This is a genomic window from Bordetella genomosp. 11 (genome assembly GCF_002261215.1).
GTDB lineage: Bacteria > Pseudomonadota > Gammaproteobacteria > Burkholderiales > Burkholderiaceae_B > Bordetella_C.
Genome location: NZ_NEVS01000001.1, coordinates 479,908 through 500,527, shown reverse-complemented (window position 1 = coordinate 500,527; position 20,620 = coordinate 479,908). Strand labels below are relative to the sequence as shown.

Annotated in this window: 20 protein-coding genes and 1 pseudogene; 10 read left to right on the top strand and 11 right to left on the bottom strand. The window is 66.3% G+C overall.

Translation table 11 applies throughout. The features are described 5' to 3' along the window. Positions 1-32: 32 nt before the first annotated feature. The 6 genes from CAL28_RS02260 (at position 33) to CAL28_RS02235 (ending at position 5,547) form a co-directional block, all read left to right on the top strand. Positions 33-1,013, top strand: a complete 981-nt coding sequence (locus CAL28_RS02260; protein ID WP_094839785.1) for a Bug family tripartite tricarboxylate transporter substrate binding protein — start codon at positions 33-35, stop codon at positions 1,011-1,013. Between the two features lie 27 nt (positions 1,014-1,040). Further along, positions 1,041-2,411: an NAD-dependent succinate-semialdehyde dehydrogenase gene (locus tag CAL28_RS02255; RefSeq protein ID WP_094839784.1), complete on the top strand. Its 1,371-nt coding sequence runs from the start codon at positions 1,041-1,043 to the stop codon at positions 2,409-2,411. 37 nt (positions 2,412-2,448) lie between these two features. Further along, complete coding sequence (locus CAL28_RS02250) at positions 2,449-2,883, top strand: cupin domain-containing protein (protein ID WP_094839783.1); 435 nt, start codon at positions 2,449-2,451, stop codon at positions 2,881-2,883. Between the two features lie 28 nt (positions 2,884-2,911). Further along, on the top strand, positions 2,912-3,208 hold the full coding sequence (locus tag CAL28_RS02245; RefSeq protein ID WP_094839782.1) for an antibiotic biosynthesis monooxygenase family protein: 297 nt from the start codon (positions 2,912-2,914) through the stop codon (positions 3,206-3,208). 329 nt (positions 3,209-3,537) lie between these two features. Then, entirely contained in the window at positions 3,538-4,917 is a 1,380-nt protein-coding gene (locus CAL28_RS02240; RefSeq protein ID WP_254925959.1) for an APC family permease, read from the top strand. 99 nt (positions 4,918-5,016) lie between these two features. Beyond that, positions 5,017-5,547 carry an SAM-dependent methyltransferase gene (locus CAL28_RS02235; protein ID WP_254925958.1) on the top strand — a complete coding sequence of 177 codons (531 nt, stop codon included), beginning with the start codon at positions 5,017-5,019 and terminating at the stop codon, positions 5,545-5,547. A gap of 15 nt (positions 5,548-5,562) precedes the next feature. Here the strand turns inward: CAL28_RS02235 and CAL28_RS02230 are convergent, their stop codons facing one another. Continuing rightward, a complete protein-coding gene (locus CAL28_RS02230; RefSeq protein WP_369597656.1) occupies positions 5,563-5,928 on the bottom strand; it encodes a GNAT family N-acetyltransferase in 366 nt (121 codons plus the stop codon). Between the two features lie 274 nt (positions 5,929-6,202). Here CAL28_RS02230 and CAL28_RS02225 point away from each other — a divergent pair, with 274 nt between their 5' ends. Continuing rightward, the gene (locus CAL28_RS02225; protein ID WP_094839779.1) at positions 6,203-6,997 is read left to right on the top strand and encodes a phage antirepressor N-terminal domain-containing protein; all 795 of its coding nucleotides are present in this window, start codon (positions 6,203-6,205) and stop codon (positions 6,995-6,997) included. A gap of 25 nt (positions 6,998-7,022) precedes the next feature. Here the strand turns inward: CAL28_RS02225 and CAL28_RS02220 are convergent, their stop codons facing one another. Together CAL28_RS02220 and CAL28_RS02215 are read right to left on the bottom strand one after the other, a co-directional pair. Next, positions 7,023-7,643, bottom strand: a complete 621-nt coding sequence (locus CAL28_RS02220; protein ID WP_094839778.1) for a glutathione S-transferase family protein — start codon at positions 7,641-7,643, stop codon at positions 7,023-7,025. Between the two features lie 129 nt (positions 7,644-7,772). After that, positions 7,773-8,780 carry a hydroxymethylglutaryl-CoA lyase gene (locus CAL28_RS02215; RefSeq protein WP_094839777.1) on the bottom strand — a complete coding sequence of 336 codons (1,008 nt, stop codon included), beginning with the start codon at positions 8,778-8,780 and terminating at the stop codon, positions 7,773-7,775. A 154-nt stretch (positions 8,781-8,934) separates the two neighbouring features. On the opposite strand from CAL28_RS02215, the gene CAL28_RS02210 reads away from it, so the two are divergent. Continuing rightward, positions 8,935-9,855 carry a LysR family transcriptional regulator gene (locus tag CAL28_RS02210; RefSeq protein WP_094840576.1) on the top strand — a complete coding sequence of 307 codons (921 nt, stop codon included), beginning with the start codon at positions 8,935-8,937 and terminating at the stop codon, positions 9,853-9,855. A gap of 27 nt (positions 9,856-9,882) precedes the next feature. On the opposite strand, the gene CAL28_RS02205 is transcribed toward CAL28_RS02210, so the two are convergent. Next, on the bottom strand, positions 9,883-10,479 hold the full coding sequence (locus CAL28_RS02205) for a short chain dehydrogenase (protein WP_094839776.1): 597 nt from the start codon (positions 10,477-10,479) through the stop codon (positions 9,883-9,885). A gap of 233 nt (positions 10,480-10,712) precedes the next feature. Here CAL28_RS02205 and CAL28_RS02200 point away from each other — a divergent pair, with 233 nt between their 5' ends. Further along, complete coding sequence (locus tag CAL28_RS02200) at positions 10,713-11,471, top strand: M48 family metalloprotease (protein WP_094839775.1); 759 nt, start codon at positions 10,713-10,715, stop codon at positions 11,469-11,471. A gap of 54 nt (positions 11,472-11,525) precedes the next feature. Here CAL28_RS02200 and CAL28_RS02195 read toward each other — a convergent pair. Further along, positions 11,526-11,996, bottom strand: a pseudogene (locus CAL28_RS02195) (methylated-DNA--[protein]-cysteine S-methyltransferase); the annotation flags it as partial. 203 nt (positions 11,997-12,199) lie between these two features. Here CAL28_RS02195 and CAL28_RS02190 point away from each other — a divergent pair. After that, the gene (locus CAL28_RS02190; RefSeq protein WP_141218125.1) at positions 12,200-12,973 is read left to right on the top strand and encodes an IclR family transcriptional regulator; all 774 of its coding nucleotides are present in this window, start codon (positions 12,200-12,202) and stop codon (positions 12,971-12,973) included. 41 nt (positions 12,974-13,014) lie between these two features. Here the strand turns inward: CAL28_RS02190 and CAL28_RS02185 are convergent, their stop codons facing one another. The 6 genes from CAL28_RS02185 to CAL28_RS02160 form a co-directional block, all read right to left on the bottom strand. Beyond that, entirely contained in the window at positions 13,015-13,917 is a 903-nt protein-coding gene (locus CAL28_RS02185; protein ID WP_094839772.1) for a GGDEF domain-containing protein, read from the bottom strand. Positions 13,918-14,060: 143 nt separating this feature from the next. Then, a complete protein-coding gene (locus CAL28_RS02180; RefSeq protein ID WP_094839771.1) occupies positions 14,061-14,963 on the bottom strand; it encodes an ABC transporter permease in 903 nt (300 codons plus the stop codon). Beyond that, positions 14,960-15,913, bottom strand: a complete 954-nt coding sequence (locus CAL28_RS02175) for an ABC transporter permease (RefSeq protein WP_094839770.1) — start codon at positions 15,911-15,913, stop codon at positions 14,960-14,962. Before CAL28_RS02175 ends, CAL28_RS02180 begins: the two co-directional genes overlap by 4 nt. Positions 15,914-15,955: 42 nt before the next feature. After that, positions 15,956-16,942 (bottom strand): ABC transporter ATP-binding protein, encoded by a 987-nt coding sequence (locus CAL28_RS02170; RefSeq protein ID WP_094839769.1) that lies wholly within the window; start codon positions 16,940-16,942, stop codon positions 15,956-15,958. Further along, positions 16,939-18,015: an ABC transporter ATP-binding protein gene (locus CAL28_RS02165; RefSeq protein WP_176463842.1), complete on the bottom strand. Its 1,077-nt coding sequence runs from the start codon at positions 18,013-18,015 to the stop codon at positions 16,939-16,941. Before CAL28_RS02165 ends, CAL28_RS02170 begins: the two co-directional genes overlap by 4 nt. Before the next feature lie 41 nt (positions 18,016-18,056). After that, a complete protein-coding gene (locus CAL28_RS02160; protein ID WP_094839768.1) occupies positions 18,057-20,411 on the bottom strand; it encodes an amidase family protein in 2,355 nt (784 codons plus the stop codon). Positions 20,412-20,620: the final 209 nt, after the last annotated feature.

Here is a 20,620-nt window from a genome sequence, read left to right as displayed (position 1 = left end):
TTAATAACGCGTACAAGACCGAGGAGAAAGCTGTGAAGGCATGGAATAAATATCGGACGGCGATGAAAACCGCCGCGGCGCTCTGTCTGGTGGCCGGCCTGGCACCGCAGGCCCGCGCCGAGTACCCGGAACGCCCCATCACCATGATCATCCCGCTGGCGGCCGCCAGCGCTGTCGACAATGTCGCACGACTGGTCGCCCAGGAGATGGGCAAGTTGCTGAACCAATCGGTCATCGTGGAAAACCTGCCGGGCGCCGCCGGCGCCATCGGCGCCAACCGCGTGGCCACGGCCAATCCCGACGGCTACACCATCGGCGCCTTCAATGACAGCATCCTGACCATGGTGCCCAACCTGTCCAAGACGCCGTGGAATCCGCTGAAGGACTTCGCGCCCGTCTCGCTGGTCACCACCTTCGAATGGAGCCTGATCGCCACGCCCGGCCTGTACAAGAACGCCGGCGACCTGATCGCCGCGGCGAAAGCGGCGCCGGGACGCATCGAATATGCGTCGGGCGGCATCGGCAGCCCGCAGCACATCGCGATGGCGCTGTTTGCCTCCAAGAACAAGCTGGACATGGTGCACGTGCCCTATCGCGGCGCGACCCCCGCCGCCATGGGCGTGGCCAGCGGCGAAGCCAAGGTGGCCTTCCAGGCGCTGGCGACGTCCAAGAGCCTGATCGATAGCAAGCGCGTGGACCTGCTGGGCATTTCGTCGGAAAAGCGCATGGCCGAACTGCCGAATGTGCCGACGATTTCGGAATCCGGCTCGCCGGGCTTCGTGTTCTCTTCGTGGTTCGTCATCGTGGCGCCGGCCAAGACGCCGCCCGCGGTCATCGAAAAACTCAATGCCACGATCAAGCAGGTCCTGGCCAAGCCGGAAGTCCAGGCCAAGCTGGCGGCACAGGGCGCCAACCCCGTTGGCTCGTCGCCCGAGGAGCTGGGCAAGCGCACCGCCGAAGGCTATGCCGTTTACGGAAAACTGATCCGCGACAACAACATCCAGGCGGAGTAACGGCACGCCTGTGTCAAGAAGGTAGTCATGATTCATTCCATCAATCCGTTCGACGAATCCACGCTCGCCACCTACGACGAGCATGACGACGCGGTCATCGACGCCACGCTGGCGCGCGCCCGGTCCGCCCAGCGCGACTGGCGCCGCACCACCCTCGCGCAACGCCAGGACGTCCTGCGCCGGCTGGCGGCCGCGCTGCGCGCCGGCAAGGCCGAATACGCCGCGCTGATCACCGCCGAGATGGGCAAGCCCATAACGGAGTCCCTCGCCGAAGTCGAGAAATGCGCCATCAACTGCGACTTCTACGCCAACGAAGCGGAACGCCTGCTGGCGCCGGAAATCGTCACCAGCAACGCCACCCACAGCAAGGTGGTGTTCGATCCGCTGGGCACGGTGCTGGCCGTCATGCCGTGGAACTACCCGTTCTGGCAGGTCATGCGCTTCGCCGCGCCGGCCCTGCTGGCGGGCAATACGGCGGTGCTCAAGCATGCCAACAACGTGCCGCAGTGCGCGCTGGCGCTGGCCGGGGTATTCGAACGCGCCGACGCGCCGGCGGGATTGTTCTCCACGTTGCTGATCGACTCTTCCCGCGTGCAGCGCCTGATCGCCGACGACCGCATCGCCGCCGTCACTTTCACGGGTTCGACGCCGGTGGGCCGCACGATTGCCGCCCAGGCCGGCGCCGCCCTGAAAAAGCAGGTGCTGGAGCTTGGCGGCTCGGATCCCTTCGTGGTCCTGGCCGACGCCGATATCGACCTTGCCGCCAGCACCGCGGTCAAGGCCCGCTTCCACAACGCCGGACAGAGCTGCATTTCGGCCAAGCGCTTCATCGTCGAGGCCCAGGTCGCGGACGCCTTCGTCGAGGCCTTCGTGGCGCATGCGCGCGCCCTTAAAGTCGGCGATCCGCGCGACACCGGCGTGGACGTCGGGCCGATGGCGCGCAACAACCTGCGCGCCGATTTGCACGATCAAGTGCGGGCCTCGGTCGACGCCGGTGCCCGCCTGCTGCTGGGCGGCGCGCCGCGCGACGGCAAGGGCTATTTCTTCGAGCCGACCGTGCTGGATCACGTCACCCCCGACATGGCCGCCGGCCGCGACGAAACATTCGGCCCGGCCGCGGCGATCATCCGCTGCAAGGACGCCGCCGACGCCATCCGCATCGCCAACGACACGGTATTCGGCCTGGGCGCCGCGCTGTGGACCGGCGACCTGGCCCGCGCCGATCTGCTGGCGCGCGAACTCGAGGCCGGCGCCGTCTTCATCAACGGCACGGTGGCATCGGATCCGCGCCTGCCTTTCGGCGGCATCAAGCAATCCGGCTACGGACGCGAACTGAGCAGCTACGGCCTCAAGGAATTCACCAACATAAAATCGGTCTGGACCGGTCCCGCGCGCTGAACGCCGCCGCGGACCTGCTTGCCACGGGAGTTTCATCATGAGCACATCCAAAACAACACGGAGCGGCGGCCCCAAGCCGGGCATCTTCCGCCCCTCCGAACTGACGGCCTACGAGCGCGGCGGCGGCGCCCGCACGATCCCGCTGGTCACGGCCGGCGACGGCGCCACGGCCTTCATCAACGGCATCACCGAGTTCGCGCCCGGTACCAAAATCCCCTTCCACAGCCACAACTGCGAGGAAAGCGTCGTGCTGCTGGAGGGCGACGCCATCCTGGATATCGACGGCCAGGAACACCGGCTACAACCCATGGACACGACATGGATTCCGCCCAATGTGTCGCACCGTTTTCGTAACATGTCGGATACGCAGCCGATGAAGATCCTGTGGATCTACGCGTCCGTCAACGCGACGCGCACGCTGACGGAAACCGGCGTGACCAATCCGGTGGCGCTGGAACACATCAAACGCTGAACGCCCGCCGTATCAGCAAGGAGCAACGATGTTTCTCGAAATTGCGCAGATCGAAATCAAGGACGGCACGCACGCGGCGTTCGAAGCCGGCGTTGCCAAGGCCAAGCCGCTGTTCCTGCGCGCCAAGGGGTGCCACGGCGTATCGCTGCAGCGGTCGGTGGAATTCCCCAACCGCTACCGCCTGTTCGTCGAATGGGCCACCCTGGAAAACCACACGGTGGACTTCCGCGGTTCGGAGGACTTCGCCACATGGCGCGAACTCGTCAGCCCTTATTTCGCCGCCCCGCCGGCCGTCGAACATACCCAATTAGTCGATCTGGGCTGACGCACCGGACGGCGCCGGACAGGCAAAGCGTCCGGACGAAGGTCGCCTCAGGAACGCCATGGCACCCGCCATGGCGTTTTTTCATGCGTGCGCGGACAGCGCTGTTCGCGGCAGATGGCCCGAGACCGCGGCCCCTGAGCTCCCCACGAAGCCCCCCCAATGAAGCCCCACGCGGCTGCGCAATTACGTCTCGCGACGACCCGGCTAACGATTTGTTTCTGACTGGAAGCTTAAAAGAAAGCATCGCGATGCTACCATCGCTGGCAATGTGGTAAGGCGTCGTCTTATCCAGCCCTTGCCCGTTTCCCCCCCGGTCAATGGAAGCCCCCGTGCGAGACGCCTCTTCCACGCAGCCCCCCGCTTCGCCGTCCGTGTCCTCTCCGGCGGCCCGCCCCTCGCCTTTATTGTCGACACTGGACGTCATGGCCTTGGTGGTGGGCATCGTCATCGGCGCCGGCATCTTCAGCGCGCCGGCCCTGATCGCCGCCAATGCCGCCAGCCTGAACCACATCCTGATCGCGTGGCTGGTGGGCGGCGCCATTTCGCTGGCGGGCGCCATGTGCTACGCCGAGCTGGCCACGTCGTATCCGGATGCCGGCGGCGATTATCAATACCTGCGCCGTGCCTTCGGCGAAAAAACGGGCTTCCTGTTCGCCTGGGCGCGGCTGACCATCATTCCGACCGGCTCGATCGCGTTGCTGGGCTATGTGTTCGGCGACTACGCCAGCCAGATCCTGAACCTGGGCACCTACTCGGCGGCGATCTACGCGGCGCTGACCGTGGCCGTGCTGACATTGCTTAACCTTGCCGGCCTGCGCGCCGGCAAATGGACGCAGAACTGCCTGACCGTCCTGGAAGTCGGCGGCGTGCTGTTCATCATCGCCGCCGGCCTGCTGCTGGGCGGGGAACCGACAGGCGGGGCGGTAGCGCCGCCCGGCATGCCCACCGCCACCAACTGGGGCCTGGTGCTGATCTTCGTGATGCTGACCTACGGCGGGTGGAACGAAGCGGCCTACGTTTCCGCCGAGGTCGTGGGGCCGGGCCGCAACCTGCCGCGCGCCCTCTTCTGGAGCCTGGCGCTGGTGACCGCGGTCTACCTGCTGGTCAACCTGGCGTACGTCAAGGTACTCGGTTTGGCCGGCGTGGCGGCCTCCAATGCCGTGGCCGCCGACGCGCTGCGCGCCGTGCTCGGGGAAAACGGCGCACGCATCATCAGCGCCCTGATCGCCGTGTCGGCGCTGACTTCCGCCAATGCAACGATATTGACCGGCGCCCGCACCACCTACGCCTTCGGCCGCGACGAACCCATGTTCCGCATGCTGGGCCGCTGGGACACCCGCCACCACACGCCTGCCAACGCGCTGATCGCGCAGGGCCTGATTGCCCTGGCCCTGGTCGCGCTGGGCGCGGCCACGCGCAGCGGTTTCGCCACGATGGTCGAGTACACCGCGCCGGTATTCTGGCTTTTCTTCGTGCTGACCGGCATTGCCCTGTTCGTCCTGCGGCGCCGCGAGCCGGCACGGCGCCGCCCCTTCCGCGTGCCCTTCTATCCCTTCACCCCGCTGCTTTTCTGTGGCACCAGCGCCTATCTGCTTTACGCCAGCGTCGTACACACCGGCGTCGGCGCCTTTGCGGGCCTGGCCGTGCTGGCGGTGGGCGTGCTGGTGCTGCTCTATCGCGGGCGAGCCACCACCCTGCCGGCGGAATAGCACGGCCGCGCGGGGGCATCGCCGTTCGGCCCGTTGTCTACCCACGTACCTTCAGGAGCATGAATCATGCGCATACTTCGGCACTCATGGATATTGGCCTTGACGGCCGCCCTTCTGCTGACGGCAGCCCCCGGAGCGCGGTCGCAATCGGCCAACCCCGGCGCCAAGACCCGCACGCCCGACGTGATCTTCGTGCCGACGCCCCCGCAGGTGGTCGACGCCATGCTGCACGTCGCCGGCGTGGGCCCGAACGATGTGCTGTACGACCTGGGTTCGGGCGACGGCCGCATCCCCATTACCGCGGCCAAGCGCCTGGGCACGCGCGGCGTCGGTGTGGATATCGATCCGCAGCGCATCCAGGAAGCGCGCGCGAACGCCAAAAAAGAGGGCGTCGCCGACAAGGTACAGTTCATCCAGGGCGACCTGTTCGAACAGGACCTGTCGAAGGCCACGGTGATCAGCCTGTATCTGCTGCCGTCGCTCAACCTCAAGCTGCGGCCCACGCTGCTTAAGCTGAAACCCGGCACGCGCATCGTGTCGCACGCCTTCGACATGGGCGATTGGGCGCCAGAACAGACGCTCAATATCGACGGCCGCATGGTGTACTTCTGGACCGTGCCGGAACACTGATACGCGGCGCCTGCGTCAAGAGGGCGCCCAGCGCATGCGGAGCTCCAGCGCGTTTTCGTCGACCACCGCGAATCCGCAGCGCTCATACAGCCGCCGCGCCGGGTTGCCTTTCAGGACGTCCAGCGTGATGGCGCAGCCCGCCTGCGCGGCCTGCGCCTGCAATCCCCGCACCAGATGGCCGCCCAGGCCCTGGCCCTGCCGGGCAGGGGCGACCTGGACCTGTATCAGCTTCCATTCCCCCGCATCGCGCGCCACCTTGAAAAGGCCGACCAATTCCGCGCCGTCGTACACCAGCAGCGCGTCCTCCAGCCTGTAGTTCACCCTGGCGAGATTGGCATCGTCGTCGCTGGGCGCGCCGGCACGCCGCAGATGGGGCAGCATGGTCTGTTTCCGCAGGGCCATCAGGGCGGGTATATCCGCGGCCGTAGCAGGCCGAAATGACAATTTTGGGATCGCTTTCATTTCGCGATTGTCCGGCATCTCGAACCGCTAATCAAAACGCTTCAACCGAAACCTAAAGCACCGGACGTTCCCGGATCCCTAGGATAAGCGCATGCCTGACTGCGGAAGATCGCCAGGGCAAAGGCGAGACTCGACGCGCAGGCCCAACCGCCGGCATCCGCAGGATGCGGCTGTCAAAAAATGGGAGCGCTCCATGTCCGAATTCGTCGATACCCCCTTCGCCGATCTTCGCATCCCCTGCTCGCATGACGGCAGGACCGTTCTGGCCGCCATCGCGCCGCTATGCGAGTCCATGCAACTGGACGCATGGACGGAGATGCGAAGGCTTGCCACCGATCCCGATTTGCGCGAACTGGTGAAGACCGTGCCGGACGGCCAGCGCGCGACGGAGACGGCCACCCTGCCGATCGGCGCCTTGGCGCTATGGCTGGATCGCCTGGCCGATACGCATGCCGACACGCATTTGCGGCATCGCCTGGCGATCCTGCAGCTGGAAGGATTTCCCACCCTGCTCGACTACTGGAGCGCGCGCGCGGAGACCGCCACGCAGACCGTGGACGCGGCGACGGTCAAGCGCCAGTTCCGCCGGTTGCAGTCCCAGATGTCGTCGCTATCGGATGCGCTGAAGAACAGCGCCACGCCCATCGAGCAGGAGATCCTGCGCGCGCAGCTCAACCAGCTGTGCCAGTTTCCGGTCATGCCGCGCACCAGCGCATCGCCGGTTCTCGAACGCTTCTGGGACGCCATCTTCGGCCGCATGATGAACGGCGCGGAGCTGAATCACGCGCGACGCGCCGATCGCTTCCTGGCCCTGAACTTCCGCCACCTGGCGGACGAACTGGCAAGCGCGCCGACGCCCATCGAACTGACGCCCGAACTGCGTACCGAACTGAAGAAAAGCCGTCACCCGTACTTCCTGGGCGTGCGCGTGGTGAACAGCCGCATCGCGCGCAAAAGCCTGCGATGCTGGGTGTTCAACCTGCACTAGGACGCGCGGGCGGGCCTTTGTACCCCTATGCGGACAAGCCCTGCGCCTGCAAGGCGCGCTGCACCGCCGGCCGTTCGTTCATGCGGCGATGATGGGCGGCGATGCCGGGAAAGCGGCCGACGTCGATGTCCATCCGCGCCAGCCACCGGGTCATCACGTACAGATACGGGTCCGCCACGGTGTACTGCTCGCCCATCGCCCAGGGCGCGGCCAGCTTGCGGGTCTCGATCATTTTGAACAGGTCCGCGTAGTTGGCCGGCGCCTTCGCGGCCATGCTGGCCTGGCAGCCGGCATCGTCCGACCAGCGCGCGCCCCGCGTGGAATGCGCGTAGGCCACATGGACGCTGGAAGAAAGGAAAGCATTGAAGGACATCATCCGCGCCATGTCGAAGGTGTCGGCCGGCGCCAGCGCGGCCTGCGGATACGCAGCGGCGATATAGCCCAGGATGGCGATCACTTCGGTCAGCACGCCGCGCGGCGTTTCCAGCACCGGCACCCGGCCCAGCGGATTGATCTTCAGGTACTCCGGCGAAAGCTGCTCCTGCCGGTCGAAATGCACACGGTGCGCCTCGTACTGCGCGCCCGCTTCTTCCAGCGCGATATGGACGGCCAGCGCGCAGGACCCAGGCGAATAGTGGAATTTCATGGTGGACGACTGCTCACAAGTGGGGCCGGCGGCATGCCCGCGCCGTACCGCGCGGGGATCCTGGACGGATCGCGGATTGCCCTGTCCGAACCATGCGCCGTCGCAAGGGCCGTTGCATCTTAATCCGAATTATTGGCAGGGCGCCGGATGCCGCCTGTCGCGCGTGCCGGCTTTCAGTATCTGGCTGGGCACGTCGTGGCCGATCAGCGCCGGCAGGGTCCCCGCGGCGGCCAGGATGCCGGCCAGGTCCACGCCGGTGTCATAGCCGTCCAGCTGCAGCATGTGCACCAGTTCTTCCGTGCAGGCATTGCCGCTGGCCCCGGGCGCGTAAGGGCAGCCGCCGATACCGCCCAGCGAGGCGTCGAAACGGTCCACGCCGGCGCGCAGGGCCGCCATCGTATTGGCCAGCGCCATCCCGCGCGTATTGTGGAAATGCAGGGTCAGTTCCAGTTGCGGGAACAGGGACTTCGCCCTGCGCGATATCGCTTCCACCTGGCTGGGATAGGCCATTCCCGTGGTATCGCACAGCGTGATGCCGTTCACCCCGCGCTGGGCGAAGCGATCCATCAGCTCGAATACCTCGTACGGATCGATATCGCCCTCCATCGGACAGCCGAACACCGTCGACAGCGACACATTGACGGCCACGCGGCTGCCACGCACCGCGTCGATCACATCGGACAGCTGCGCGAAGGACTGGTCGCGCGACATGCGCAGATTCGACCGGTTGTGCGTTTCACTGACGGACATGACCAGGTTGACCTCGTCGACCCGGCAGGACAGCGCGCGTTCCGCGCCGCGCACGTTCGGCACCAGCGCCGTGTACACCACGCCCGGATGCCGCGCGATTTCATGCATGACGATCTCGGCATCGCGCAGCGCCGGGATGGCCTTGGGCGACGTAAACGAAGTCGCCTCGATCTTGGCGTAGCCGCAGGCCGACAGCGCGTCGATGAAGCGGATCTTGTCCTGCGTCTCCACGAACTGGCTTTCGTTCTGGAAACCGTCGCGCGGGGCGACTTCCTGGATGTAGAGCCGCGGGTGCGCTGCCGGGACGGCGGCCTTCTGTGCGCCGCCGGAAGCGTCGTCGGCCGGGGTGCGGCCCAGGGTGGAATTGCCGGAATGTGCAGATGTCATGATGGTGTTTCTCCGCCGGAAGCGGCAGTCTAGCAACGGGCCGTGCCGCGCGGAATCGACGGTTCATGATGGCGCCATCGCAGGGCGCGATGGCACAACGGGGACAGCCCTCGCACAAGGCGATGGCGGCGTGCGCGGACGTATACTGCTGCCCATGCACCTGGATCCCACTTCCCTGCGCCTGTTCATCAGCGTGATCGAGGAAAAAACGATCGCCGCCGCCGCCGAGCGCGAGCATATCGCCGCGGCGGCAGTGAGCAAGCGCATGAGCGAACTGGAAGAGCAGCTCAAGACGCAGCTGCTGGTCCGTACCAACAAGGGTATCCAGCCCACCAACGCCGGCATGGCCCTGGCGGCCATGGCGCGGCGCGCGCTGCGCGAGCTGGACGACATTGCCGTCTCGATGCGCGAATATGCCAGCGGCGCGCGCGGCTTCATCCGCGTTTTCGCGAATATTTCCGCGCTGACGCAGTTCCTGCCCGGCGACATCCAGTCCTTCGCCGCGGCCTATCCGAACATCCAGCTCCAGCTGGAAGAGAAGATCTCGCCCGTCATCCTGAAAGCAGTGCAGGAAAACGCCGCCGACGTGGGCATTTTTTCCGGCATGCCGCCGGGCCGCGACGTGGAAGCCCTGCCCTACCGCCAGGACACCCTGGCACTGATCGCTCCCGCCGGCCATCCCCTGCTGGCCGCGCCGGATTTCCGCTTCGCCGATGCGCTGGCCCATGATTTCGTCGGCCTGCATACGGGCAGCGCCATCAATCAGATCGTCGCCAATGCGGCGGACCGGCTGGAGCGTCCCCTGCGCGTCAAGGTCCAGGTCACGGGCTTCGATACGCTGTGCTTCATGGTGAACGCCGGCTTGGGCCTGGGCGTGCTGCCGGTGGACATCGCCACGCTCTATGCCCGCATCTTCGATATCGGCATCCTGCGCATCGACGAACCCTGGGCCCGGCGCGAGCTGCGGATATGCGTACGCTCTTTCCAGGCCCTGCCCACGGCCGCCAAGCTGTTCGTGAACCACCTGACCGGCAAAGGCGCGCCCGCCGGCACGACGGCGGCGCGGGACGACTGAGCCATCGCGACGCCGGCGCGGCCGGCGTCACCAGACCCGATAGACCTGGCCGGTTTCGATGCCTTCGATGCTGCGGCGGAACGCCAGCGCCGCACGGCTGGCGGGCACAGGCTCGAAACCCGGGAAGCTGGCGCCGTAGGCATCCCTGGATTCCCGCAGCAGCGTGGGGCTGACCGCGTTGATGCGCGCATCGCGCAATTCGAAGGCGGCGGCGCGCACGAAGCCCTCTATGCCGGCGTTCACGGCGGTCGCGTTGACGCCGTCGCGAATGACGGCCTCGGTCAGGATGCCCGTGGTCAGCGTGATCGAACCGCCGGGGCGCAGATAGTGCTGGCCGATCAGCGCCAGCCGCACCTGCCCCAGCAGCTTGCCCTGCAGGCCGATATCGAACTGTTCGGCCGTCATGCGGGCAAGCGGCCCGAAGTGCACATGCCCCGTGGCGGAAACGATGGCATCCACCTGGCCGGCTTTCTCGAACAGCGCCCGCACGCTGGCGTCGTCCTGGATGTCCACGGGATGCGTCGCGTCCGAACGGCTCGCGAGGACGAGCTCATGATCGTCGCGCAGCTCGCGCGCGATGGCGGTGCCCAGGAAGCCGGTGGCGCCGACTAGGAGGATTCTCATGTTGTTCACCTGTCGAAAGAGAAGTGATGCCAGTGTATTTACGCCATGCACGGCGCGGGAATCGGGACCCGAAAGCTACGCCGTTGCGCACGATCCGATATACGGGAATTCTCAAAACCAATGTAAAAAAATATTGTTTTTAAGAAAATTGTGTTGTTCCTTGCAGCTATGTCCCTACAAGTTTCTAGAATCGGCGCTTCCGCCCCGGGGGGGTTAATCGAAAAGGAATAACAATGCGGAAGTTCTTGAGCCGGACGGCGACCGTCGCCGCCATACTGGCCTGCGCCGGCAACGCGCATGCGTTCGATATCGGCGGCGCCCTGGGCGCCGGCGGCAAGCTGTTGCAGGCCGCCACGCTGAGCGATGCGGACATCAAGACGCTATCGGACAAGGCATGCAAGGAAAGCGATCAACAGTCCAAGATCGCACCCGCGGGCAGCAAGTACGACGCGCGCCTGCAGAAGCTCGGCAAGCAGCTGGGCAATAACATCAACGGCCAGCTGGTGAACTACAAGGTTTACCTGACCAACGACGTCAATGCCTGGGCCATGGCCAACGGCTGCATCCGCGTCTACAGCGGGCTGATGGACATGATGACGGATGACGAGTTGCTGGGCGTCATTGGCCACGAAATGGGCCACGTGGCACTGGGTCATAGCAAGAAGGCGATGCAGACGGCCTATTCGGTGTCCGCCGCGCGCGACGCGGCCGGTGCCGCGGGCGGTTCGGCCGTCGCGGCGCTGAGCGCCTCGCAACTGGGCGACCTGACGGAAAAATTCATCAACGCGCAGTTTTCGCAATCGCAGGAAAGCGCGGCCGACGACTACTCCTACGATCAGCTGAAGTCACGCAAACTGAATGTCCAGGGGCTGGTGACCGCGTTCCAGAAACTGGCCAAGCTGGACGGCGGCAAGAGCGACATGATGAGTTCACACCCCGCGTCCACAAAGCGTGCCCAGCATATCGAGGAACGCATCGCTTCGAACCGATAGCCGGGCCGGGTCCGCGCCGCGGCGGTCTCAGGCCGGCGGCGTGTCCGTCCGGCGTTCCAGGGCGAGCAGCCGCGCCTTCACATCCAGCCCGCCGGCGAACCCGGTCAGGCTGCCGGATGCCCCGATGACGCGATGGCAAGGCGCGATGATGGAGATCGGGTTCCTGCCATTGGCCGCGCCCACGGCGCGGACGGCTTTCGCGTGGCCGATGCGCTCGGCGATGCTGCGATAGCTGCGTGTCTGCCCATACGGGATTTCCAACAGCGCGCCCCAGACTTTTTTCTGGAACTCGGTGCCGTCGAATTCCAGCGGGACGTCGAAGCGATCGCGCCGGCCGGCAAAGTATTCGCCCAACTGGCGCTCGACCTCCAGCAGCGTGGGATCGTCGGCGTCTTCCCGCATCTCGCCCAGGCGCACCCGGCCGGGCCTGTCGTTCTCCCACAGGATGGCGGACAGGGCCTTTCCCTTGGCAACGAGCTTCAACCTGCCTACCGGCGTTGCGACGATCTTGAACACATAAGCCATTTCAGTTCTCCATCCGGGGCGGGCCGTGGCCGGGCCCATGGACAGAAGTCTAGGGAACGCCCGGTCCGGCGGAACTCCGCTTCTTGCGGCGCGTGGCCGCCGGCGCAGCCTTGCGCACGGGCCTGGCGCGCGGCCCTGGCGAGAGGCCGGGGCCCGGCCGCAATGTTATCCTTCACGCGCCGATTACAGCGACAATCCATGCCATGGTCACCAAGGTAGCCTCTCCGGCCGACACGGGAACGGTCAATCGTGTGCTGCGCATCCTGTCCGCCTTCGCGGCCAGGGATCGCTGGCCGTTGAACGAACTGGCCCGGGAGCTGGATCTGCCGCGCGGCAGCGTGCACCGCCTGTTGAAGCTGTGCAGGCCGCTGGGCTTCGTCGACCAGGATGCCGAAGGCTTGTACACGCCGGGCATCGAACTTTACCGGGTTGCCGGCAAGCTCAGCGCCGAAATGCCCATCAACCGTCTCGCGGCGCCATTGCTGCACGGGTTGCGCGACGCGACGGACGAAACGGCGATGCTGGTGCTGCTGTCCCGGCAGGAACTGCGCATCTTCATGTCCGATATCGCCTGGCCGTCGCACCCGCTGCGATACACCGTGGCGCTCAACCAACTGCAACCGCTCACCTGGGGCGCGGCGGGCCGTTCCATCCTCGCCTTCCTGCGGCAGGACGAAATCGACGAAGCCATCGGGCAGGCGGCCACCTCCCCCCTGAACGGCCGCGAGCTCGACGTTCCCGAACTGCGCGATACGCTGGAACAGATACGCAGGCAGGGCTATGCCACCAGCTACGCGGAACGCGCGCCCGATATGCATGGCATTGCCGTGCCGTTCTTCGACCGCGAAGGGCAGGTCAGGGGCAACCTGATGCTGACCGTGCCGCACTTCCGCTTTGACGAGGCGCAACAGGAACGCCACCTGGCATTGCTGCGCGCAGCCGCCACCGAATTGATGCGGCGGCTGGGCTGGCGATAGGCGCCGCCATCCGGCAGTTCAATGCCTCGTCGGGCGCGGCGCTATGCCGCCAGCTGTATGCGATCGCGGCCGCCCACCTTGGCGCCGTACAAGGCCTTGTCGGCGCGCCCGAATATCGCGCTGGCATCGTCGCCCGGCCGGATTTCGGCGATACCGGCGGAGAAGCTGTAGGCGAAGTCGGGACGCTCCGGCAGCGGCCGCGCGCGGCGCACGATAGCGAGCATCCGCTCGACGATCAGCATGGCCTCCTGCGTCCCCGTATCGGGCAGCAGCAAAGCGAACTCCTCGCCGCCGATACGGCTGAAACAGTCGGCCCGCCGCAAGTGGCCCTGGACGCACAATGCGAAGTGACGCAGCACCCGGTCGCCGACATCATGGCCGAATGCGTCATTGACGTACTTGAAGTTATCCAGGTCCAGCAGGCACAGGGTGCTCAGCGCCTCGCCGCCGCGCGGCGGGTCCAGCATGTCGCGCAGGCGCGTCATCAGGAACCGGCGGTTGGACACACCGGTCAGTTCATCGGTCAACGAGGCCTTGATGGCGACATCGCGGTCCTGCCGCACGGAGCGGTCATCCGCGCGCAGGCTGGTGATGTCCGTGGCGATGCACAGCATCCAGCCGTCGGCCTGCACGGCTTCCGTCATCCATAGCCAGCGGCCGTCGGTAAGGTCGGTTTCAAAGGCGCGGAAACCGGCCTTTCCGCGCCGGCCCTGGGTCGACACCAGCCAGCTTTCGAAATCGGGATTGCCGATCACGGTGCCGCGTCCCGCCGCGCGGTTGCGCCGCATCAGTTCCGCCCACGTCGGGCATTCCTCTTCTTCGATGAAAAACGCGGTACGAAAGGCGGCGTTCGCGTAGCGCAGGCGGTCCTGCGCGTCGTACGCCGCAACCAGCACCGGCGTCGCGTCGTACAGGCCGGCCAATCTTGCGTAGATCGAATCCATGGGTGATCGAAGGCTCGAAATTCCCCCGGGCGCGCGCTCCTTTGTTCTATCGGCGGGGCCCTGACGTCCAGGCCCATCATAGCCTTCCGCGGGGGCGCCATGGCACGCGCAACATGTAACGCCGATGCCGTCCGGCGGGCGTCCTAGGCGCGCACGTCCATGGCGGTGCGCAACCCGTCGCTGACGAAGTTGAAACACATGCTGGTGACGAAAATGCAGGCGCCCGGCAAGGTCGCGATCAGGGGCTGGTTGTAGATCGCGGTGCGCAGGCTGCTGAGCATCAGCCCCCATTCCGGGTCCGGCGGCTTCACGCCCAATCCCAGGAAGGACAAGCCGGAAGCGACGATCATCGACAGGCCGACCAGCCCTGTCGCATAGACGAAAACCGGCCCCAGCACGTTGGGCAATACGTGGGTAAAGATGATCGATAGCGAGCCCGCCCCCGTACTGCGCGCCGCCTGGACGTATTCCAGGTCGCGCACGCCGGTGGTGACGCTTTCGGCCACGCGGATGATGGGCGGAATGAAAACGAAGGTCAGCGACAGAATCACGTTCAGCACGCCCGCGCCTATCATGCCGCTGACCGACACGGCCAGCAGCACGGAGGGAAAGGCATAGAACACATCGGTGACGCGCATGATCGCCATATTGACCTTGCCGCCCGCGAAGCCGGCGACGACGCCCAGGATGCCGCCGATCGTGAACGCCATCAGCACCGGCGAAATGCCGATCAGCCACGAATAACGGCCGCCGTACATCAACCGGGTCAGCATGTCGCGCCCCAGTTCGTCCGTGCCCAGCAGGTGGCCGGCAAAGCCGATGGGCGTCAGGCGCAGGATGGCCCGCCCTACGTTAGGCTCATACGGCGCGATCCATGGCGCCAGCACGAGAACCATGAAGATAGCGATCAGGATGGCGCCGCAGACCAGCGTTGTGCGATCGCGCAGCAGGCGCCGGGCGACACCGCGCCAGTAGCTGTTCTCCGCTTCCCATTCCTGCGTTTCCGCGGCCACCGGCAGGCCGGCGTCTTTCGGGATGACGATCATGTGCGGCTGATCCTCGGGTCGATCGCGGTCTGGATAAGATCCACGGCAAGATTGAGCACGACGAAAAACAGCGCCAGCACCAGCGTGGCGGCCTGCAGCGTCGGAAAATCGCGCTGGAAAATCGCATCGTTGAGCATCGATCCGGTGCCGGGCCAGGCGAACACCGTCTCGACCAGGATGGACCCGCCCATCAGGTTCGCCAGCTGCAGGCCCATGACCGCGATCACGGTGGGCGCGGCATTCAGGAATACATGCGTGACGATGCCGTGCCAGCGCAGGCCCTTGCCGCGCAAGGTGGTGATGTAATCCTGGCTCATGATGTCGCTGACCAGCCCGCGCACCGTGCGGGTGACCAGGCCCGCGGGAATGACGCAAAGCGTCACCGCGGGCAGGATCAGGAACTGGATGTGGGCCCAGTCCCACGCCCATGCGCTGGACGTGCCCGGTCCCGCGCCCATCGCCGGCAGCATATGCAGGGCCACCGAAAAAATGATGACCAGGACCATGCCCAGCCAGTAATGCGGGATCGACACGCCCGCGACGGCCGCCCCCAGCAGCACGCGGTCTATCCAGGTCCCGCGGTAGACCCCCGCGATACCGCCCAGGACGCAACCCAGCACGAAACCGAGGATGCCGCCCGTTACCGCCAGGATCAGGGTATTGCCGCTGGCCACGATCAGATCCGGCAGGATGGGCCTGCCGCGCGTGATCGACATGCCCAGGTCGCCATGGACCACGTGTTGCAGCCACAGGCCGAACTGCACCGGCAGGGACCGGTCCAGTCCATAGTCGCTGCGCACCTGCGCCACCACGTCGGGCGGCGTATCGGGCGGCACCATGGCCGCGATGGGATCGCCCGGCGCCAGGTGTATGAGCAGGAAACACACCAGGCTGACCGCCAGCGCGATCGGCACCATGTACAGAATGCGGCGTGCGATATAGGACAGCATCGTTCGTATTCCTCGGACGGGTTGGCGGGACGGAGCGGCGCCCTACGGCGCCCTCGCCGCTTCCATGACCTTGATGCAGCGCACCGCCCGCCCCGGCGCCGGATAGTGAAATTCGGGCACCGCGGCGCGGCAGGCCTCGTCGGCGCGCGGACAGCGCGGGGCGAAGGCACAACCCGGCATGGGCTTGCGCAAGTCGGGCGGCGCACCCGGGATGGTGGTCAGCCGCTCGCCGCGCTTGCCGGGCTGCACGGTGGCGCCCAGCAGCCCCTGCGTATACGGGTGCAGCGGCTGGGTCAGCAAGGACGACACACTGCCCTGTTCGACGATGCGGCCGGCATACATCACCGCCACGCGGTCGGCGATCTCGCCCGCCACGCCCAGGTCGTGCGTGACGAACACCACCCCCATGCCCAGTTCCTCCTGCAGGCTGCGCAACAACAGCAGCACCTGGATTTGCACGGTTGCGTCCAATGCGGTGGTCGGTTCGTCGGCCAGCAGCAGTCTGGGCCGGCAGGAAATCGCCATGGCGATCATGGCGCGCTGGCGCAGGCCGCCCGACAGTTCGTGCGGATAGGCGTTCAGGCGCATCCTTGCCGAGGGGATCTGCACCAAATCCAGCAGATCGAGCGTGCGCTGCCGCGCCTCGGCCTTCGATAGGCCTTCGTGCCGGACGATGGTTTCGACGATCTGGCGGCCAATGGGAAAGACCGGGTCGAGGGCCGTCATCGGCTCCTGGAAAATCATCGATACGACCTTGCCGCGCACATCGGGCAGACTGGATTCCGGCAGCGCCATCATGTCGTGGCCCGCCACGGTCAACTCGCCGCGCATCACGGTCTTGGACCTCGGGTTCAGGCGCATCAACGCACGCAGCGTCACCGACTTGCCCGACCCGCTTTCGCCCAGCACACAGAGCACCTGGCCCTCGTTCAGGTCCAGGTCGATGCCGTTGACCGCCGCGACAGTCGCGTCGCGGGACACGAAGCTGACGTGCAGGTCGCGGGCCCGGATCAGGGCTTGCCTGGTCATGACGGGCCTCCGGCATGGCGGGCCGGCGTGATCGTTGCCGCCCAGCGTTCACTCTGCGGAAAGCCGCTGCCCGGTATCGCGGCATGGCAGGCGGCCTCGCGCGAGTGGCCGATGCCGGTCAGGGCGGGCGCGGTGGCGGCGCACAGCTCGCGGGCGATAGCGCAGCGCGTATGGAAGCGGCAGCCGGAGGGCGGCTCGATCGGATTCGGCGGGTCGCCCTTGAGCGGCGGCTCGGTACGCCGCCGCGCGGGGTCCATGGACGGACGGCTATCCATCAGCGCCTGGGTGTAAGGATGGGCCGGCGCGGCAAAAATGGAATCGGCCGGGCCCAGCTCCACGACCTTGCCCAGGTACATCACCAGCACGCGGTCGGCCACGTGCTGCACCACATTCAGGTCGTGGCTGATGAACAGATAGGTCAGGCTGAACTGCTCTTTCAGGTCCATGAGCAGATTCAGCACCTGGGCCTCCACCGACTTGTCCAGCGCCGACACCGGTTCGTCCAGGATGATCAGGCGCGGCCGCAACGCCAGCGCCCGCGCGATGTTCACGCGCTGGCGCTGGCCGCCCGACAGTTCATGGGGAAAGCGCCGCGCGTACTGCCGGGGCGCCAATCCCACGGCGGACAGCAGGTCGCGCGCCCGGTCCCGCGCCTCGCGGCGGCCCACGCCGTGGACGATGGGACCGTAGGCGATCGACTCCTCGATGGTCAGCCGCGGGTTCAGGGACGAATAACTGTCCTGGAACACCATCTGCACCTGGCGGCGGTACTCCTTCAGGCTGATCCCCCGATAGCCGCCCACCGGGTCGCCGTCGAAGATGATCTCTCCCGCCGTCGGCGCCAGCAGCGACATGAGAAGACGCGAAAACGTCGACTTGCCGCAACCGGATTCGCCGACGATACCCAGGGTCTCCTGCTTCTGCACGCTCAGGTCCATGCCATCGACGGCGCGCACCAGCTTGCGGCCGCCGGCAAGGACCGAGCCGACCGGGAAATGCTTTACCAGCCCCTTGACGAGCAGAAGCGGCTGCGCCGGCCCGCCGCGTTCAGGTTCCCGATCCAGCCTGGCCATGCCTTACCTCCCTGTGCACGCGATCCGCTACCACCGCCGCCTTACGGCAACGGGCCGAAGGAAGGCGGCATCACGCGCCGCCTGGACGCCTCTTCGTATGCCGAGGCGATATCCAGGATGAGATCCTCCTTGCCCGGCTCGGCGCGGAACACCAGCGAGAACGGCATGCCCGGCGCCGGCACCGGCGTCGGCGTGGCGGACGGCTGCGGCACGTAGCGGGTGCCATCGTCGCTGAGCTTGAACGTGTAGTCGTAGACCTCGTCGACATAGCCCGCCGGGATCAGGATCTCGCTCAAGCCGGCGTTCGGGCCATAGGCGGATTCGTTGCGCGGCGTGCCGGAGACGCCCGGATACGGGGCGCCGCCGATCTTGCCGGGCGGATACGGCGTATGCAGCCGCACCAGTCCGTCCAGGCGGTTCTCCAGGATCACCATCATGTCCACGCGCCGCAGCAGCTCGCGCAACATCAGCCGTTCGTTCACGCCCTGGCGTTCGTCCAGCGGATTGCGCATGTCGACGACTTCCTCCCAGTTCTTGAACGCGGCGCGCTGGTCATCGCCCCAGAACTTCGACCGCGCATTGAGCGTCGGGAAGTCCACCACGGTTTCCGTAAAGCCCAGCTTCTTCCAATCCTCGGCGCGGCGCGTCAGGTACTGCGGGATGTGAAAGCGGAACGCCATCGAGTCGGCCTGGTGCTGCACGGTGATGATGTCCAGGTTCCCGGGCGGGGCGATGCGGCCTTCGGCCATCTCGACCATGTAGTCGATGGGGCTCATCGTGCCCGTGCCGAAGAACTTGCCGGGCTGGAACTCCGTGCGCCGGATCGCCGCCGCGAAATCCGGAAACACCGGTTCGCCGCGCTCCGTTACGCGGAACAGGATGTCGGGCATGAAGACCGGCACCAGGCGCGCCAGCGCCTTGCTGAAGTCCACCGTCATCTGCTCGACTTCAGGATCCGGCGTCCAGTGCGCATGCGCGGACTCGACCAGCGTGGCGCCCAGCTGCCTGCCCAGTATTTCCTTGACCTCGCGCGCGGCGGCGGTGGTGATGGGCCGCGCGGCGACGTCGTCGGGCAGGCAGAACATGGACTCGCGCACGATGCCGATGCGCTTGCCCTTCAGCGACTTCGACTTGTAGACGTGGCTGGCATAGGGCGTGCTCAGCGCCGATGAACGCGGCACGGTCGTGAACGGGTCGCGCGGGTCGTAGTAGCCTTCGACCGGGTCCTTCAAGGCGTCCAGCACCTTGGCGGCATCGCCGATCTTGCGTGCGTGGATGCCGGTGCGGTCGTTGTGGATGTCGGCCCCGATGGCGCCGCCGTCGAAGCCGATCAGCGCTTTATGCGGCAGGATGAGCGCCACGGAATTGTGGTTGGCGGGACCGCGGGTGGACGCGCGCGTTTCCTCGCCCAGGCCGATCATGCACAGGTTGGCGCTGACCGATAGCGCCGAACCCGAACTGGATCCCAACGAGGCAGAGCGCGTCGTGTCGTAGGGATTGGAAGGATTGCCGCCCCAGGTCGTGCGCTGGTATCCCAGCGTGGAAACCAGCACTTTCTCCGGCTTGTGGCGGCCACCCGGGTCGCCGGCGCGGCCGTTGTATTCCGTGCTGACGGACTTGGCGAAGATGATGGCGCCCTTCTTGCGCAGCTGCTCCACCAGGATATGGTCGCGCGCGGGCACATCGATATCGTAGGCGGCGTCGGCGCCGCCCATGGAATGCATATCCTTGGTATCGAACGGGTCCTTGAACGAGAAGACCACGCCGTACATCGGCATTTTCTCCAGGTCGGGATGGGTGCCGTACTCGGCGTCCAGCTCGGCGGCGCGCTCCAGCGCATCGGGATAGTGGCGGAAGAATTCGCACATCGGCGGCGCGCCCGGCGGCAGCGGGCCCAGGGACGGGTGCTTGTCGAACTCGCCCTTGCAGACCGTCGATCGCTCGCCGCGGATATTCAGCGTGGACAAGGCATTCACCTGTCCCGCATTCGGGATGCCGACGATCATGCCGTACTGCTGCATGACGCTGGGGTCCGACGCGGTCGGCTCCATGCGGCCGAACTCCAGCGGCACACCCTTGTACTTGTCGTAGTCGGGCACATAGTCGCGCACCGGGACGGTCCGCGTCGGAAAAGCCAGCGGCGCGCCGGCGCGCACCGCGCCGGGCGCGGCCGGCACGGGCTTGCCGTCTTCCGTCACCAGCATGCTGGACACGCCGTTGAACGCACGGCAACGGTCGATATACCGCTGCACGATCTGGACCACCGTGATCTCGCCACGCTGGATCGCGGCCTGCAGCGTCTCTATCGTCGCCTCTTCCAGCTGGAAGGGCGGCGTCCCTGCGATTTGTCCCACCGCGGCAGCCGCGGGATCCACGTTGACATGCATATCGTTCATCGTCTGTTTCCTCGCCGCGGCGCGCGGGCCGCTGGTCAGCCAATCAACATCCCGTCCTGGGGATCCGGGATCGCCCGGCGTTGCGCGATGACCGACGGGTGAGACTATCCTGTCGCATGACTTGACGCCATGTCAAGTGACTTTCCTGGCGTTTTTGCCGGCCTTGCGCTTCTGGAACAGATTGGTGCGCCAGCCGCACCATGCACGCA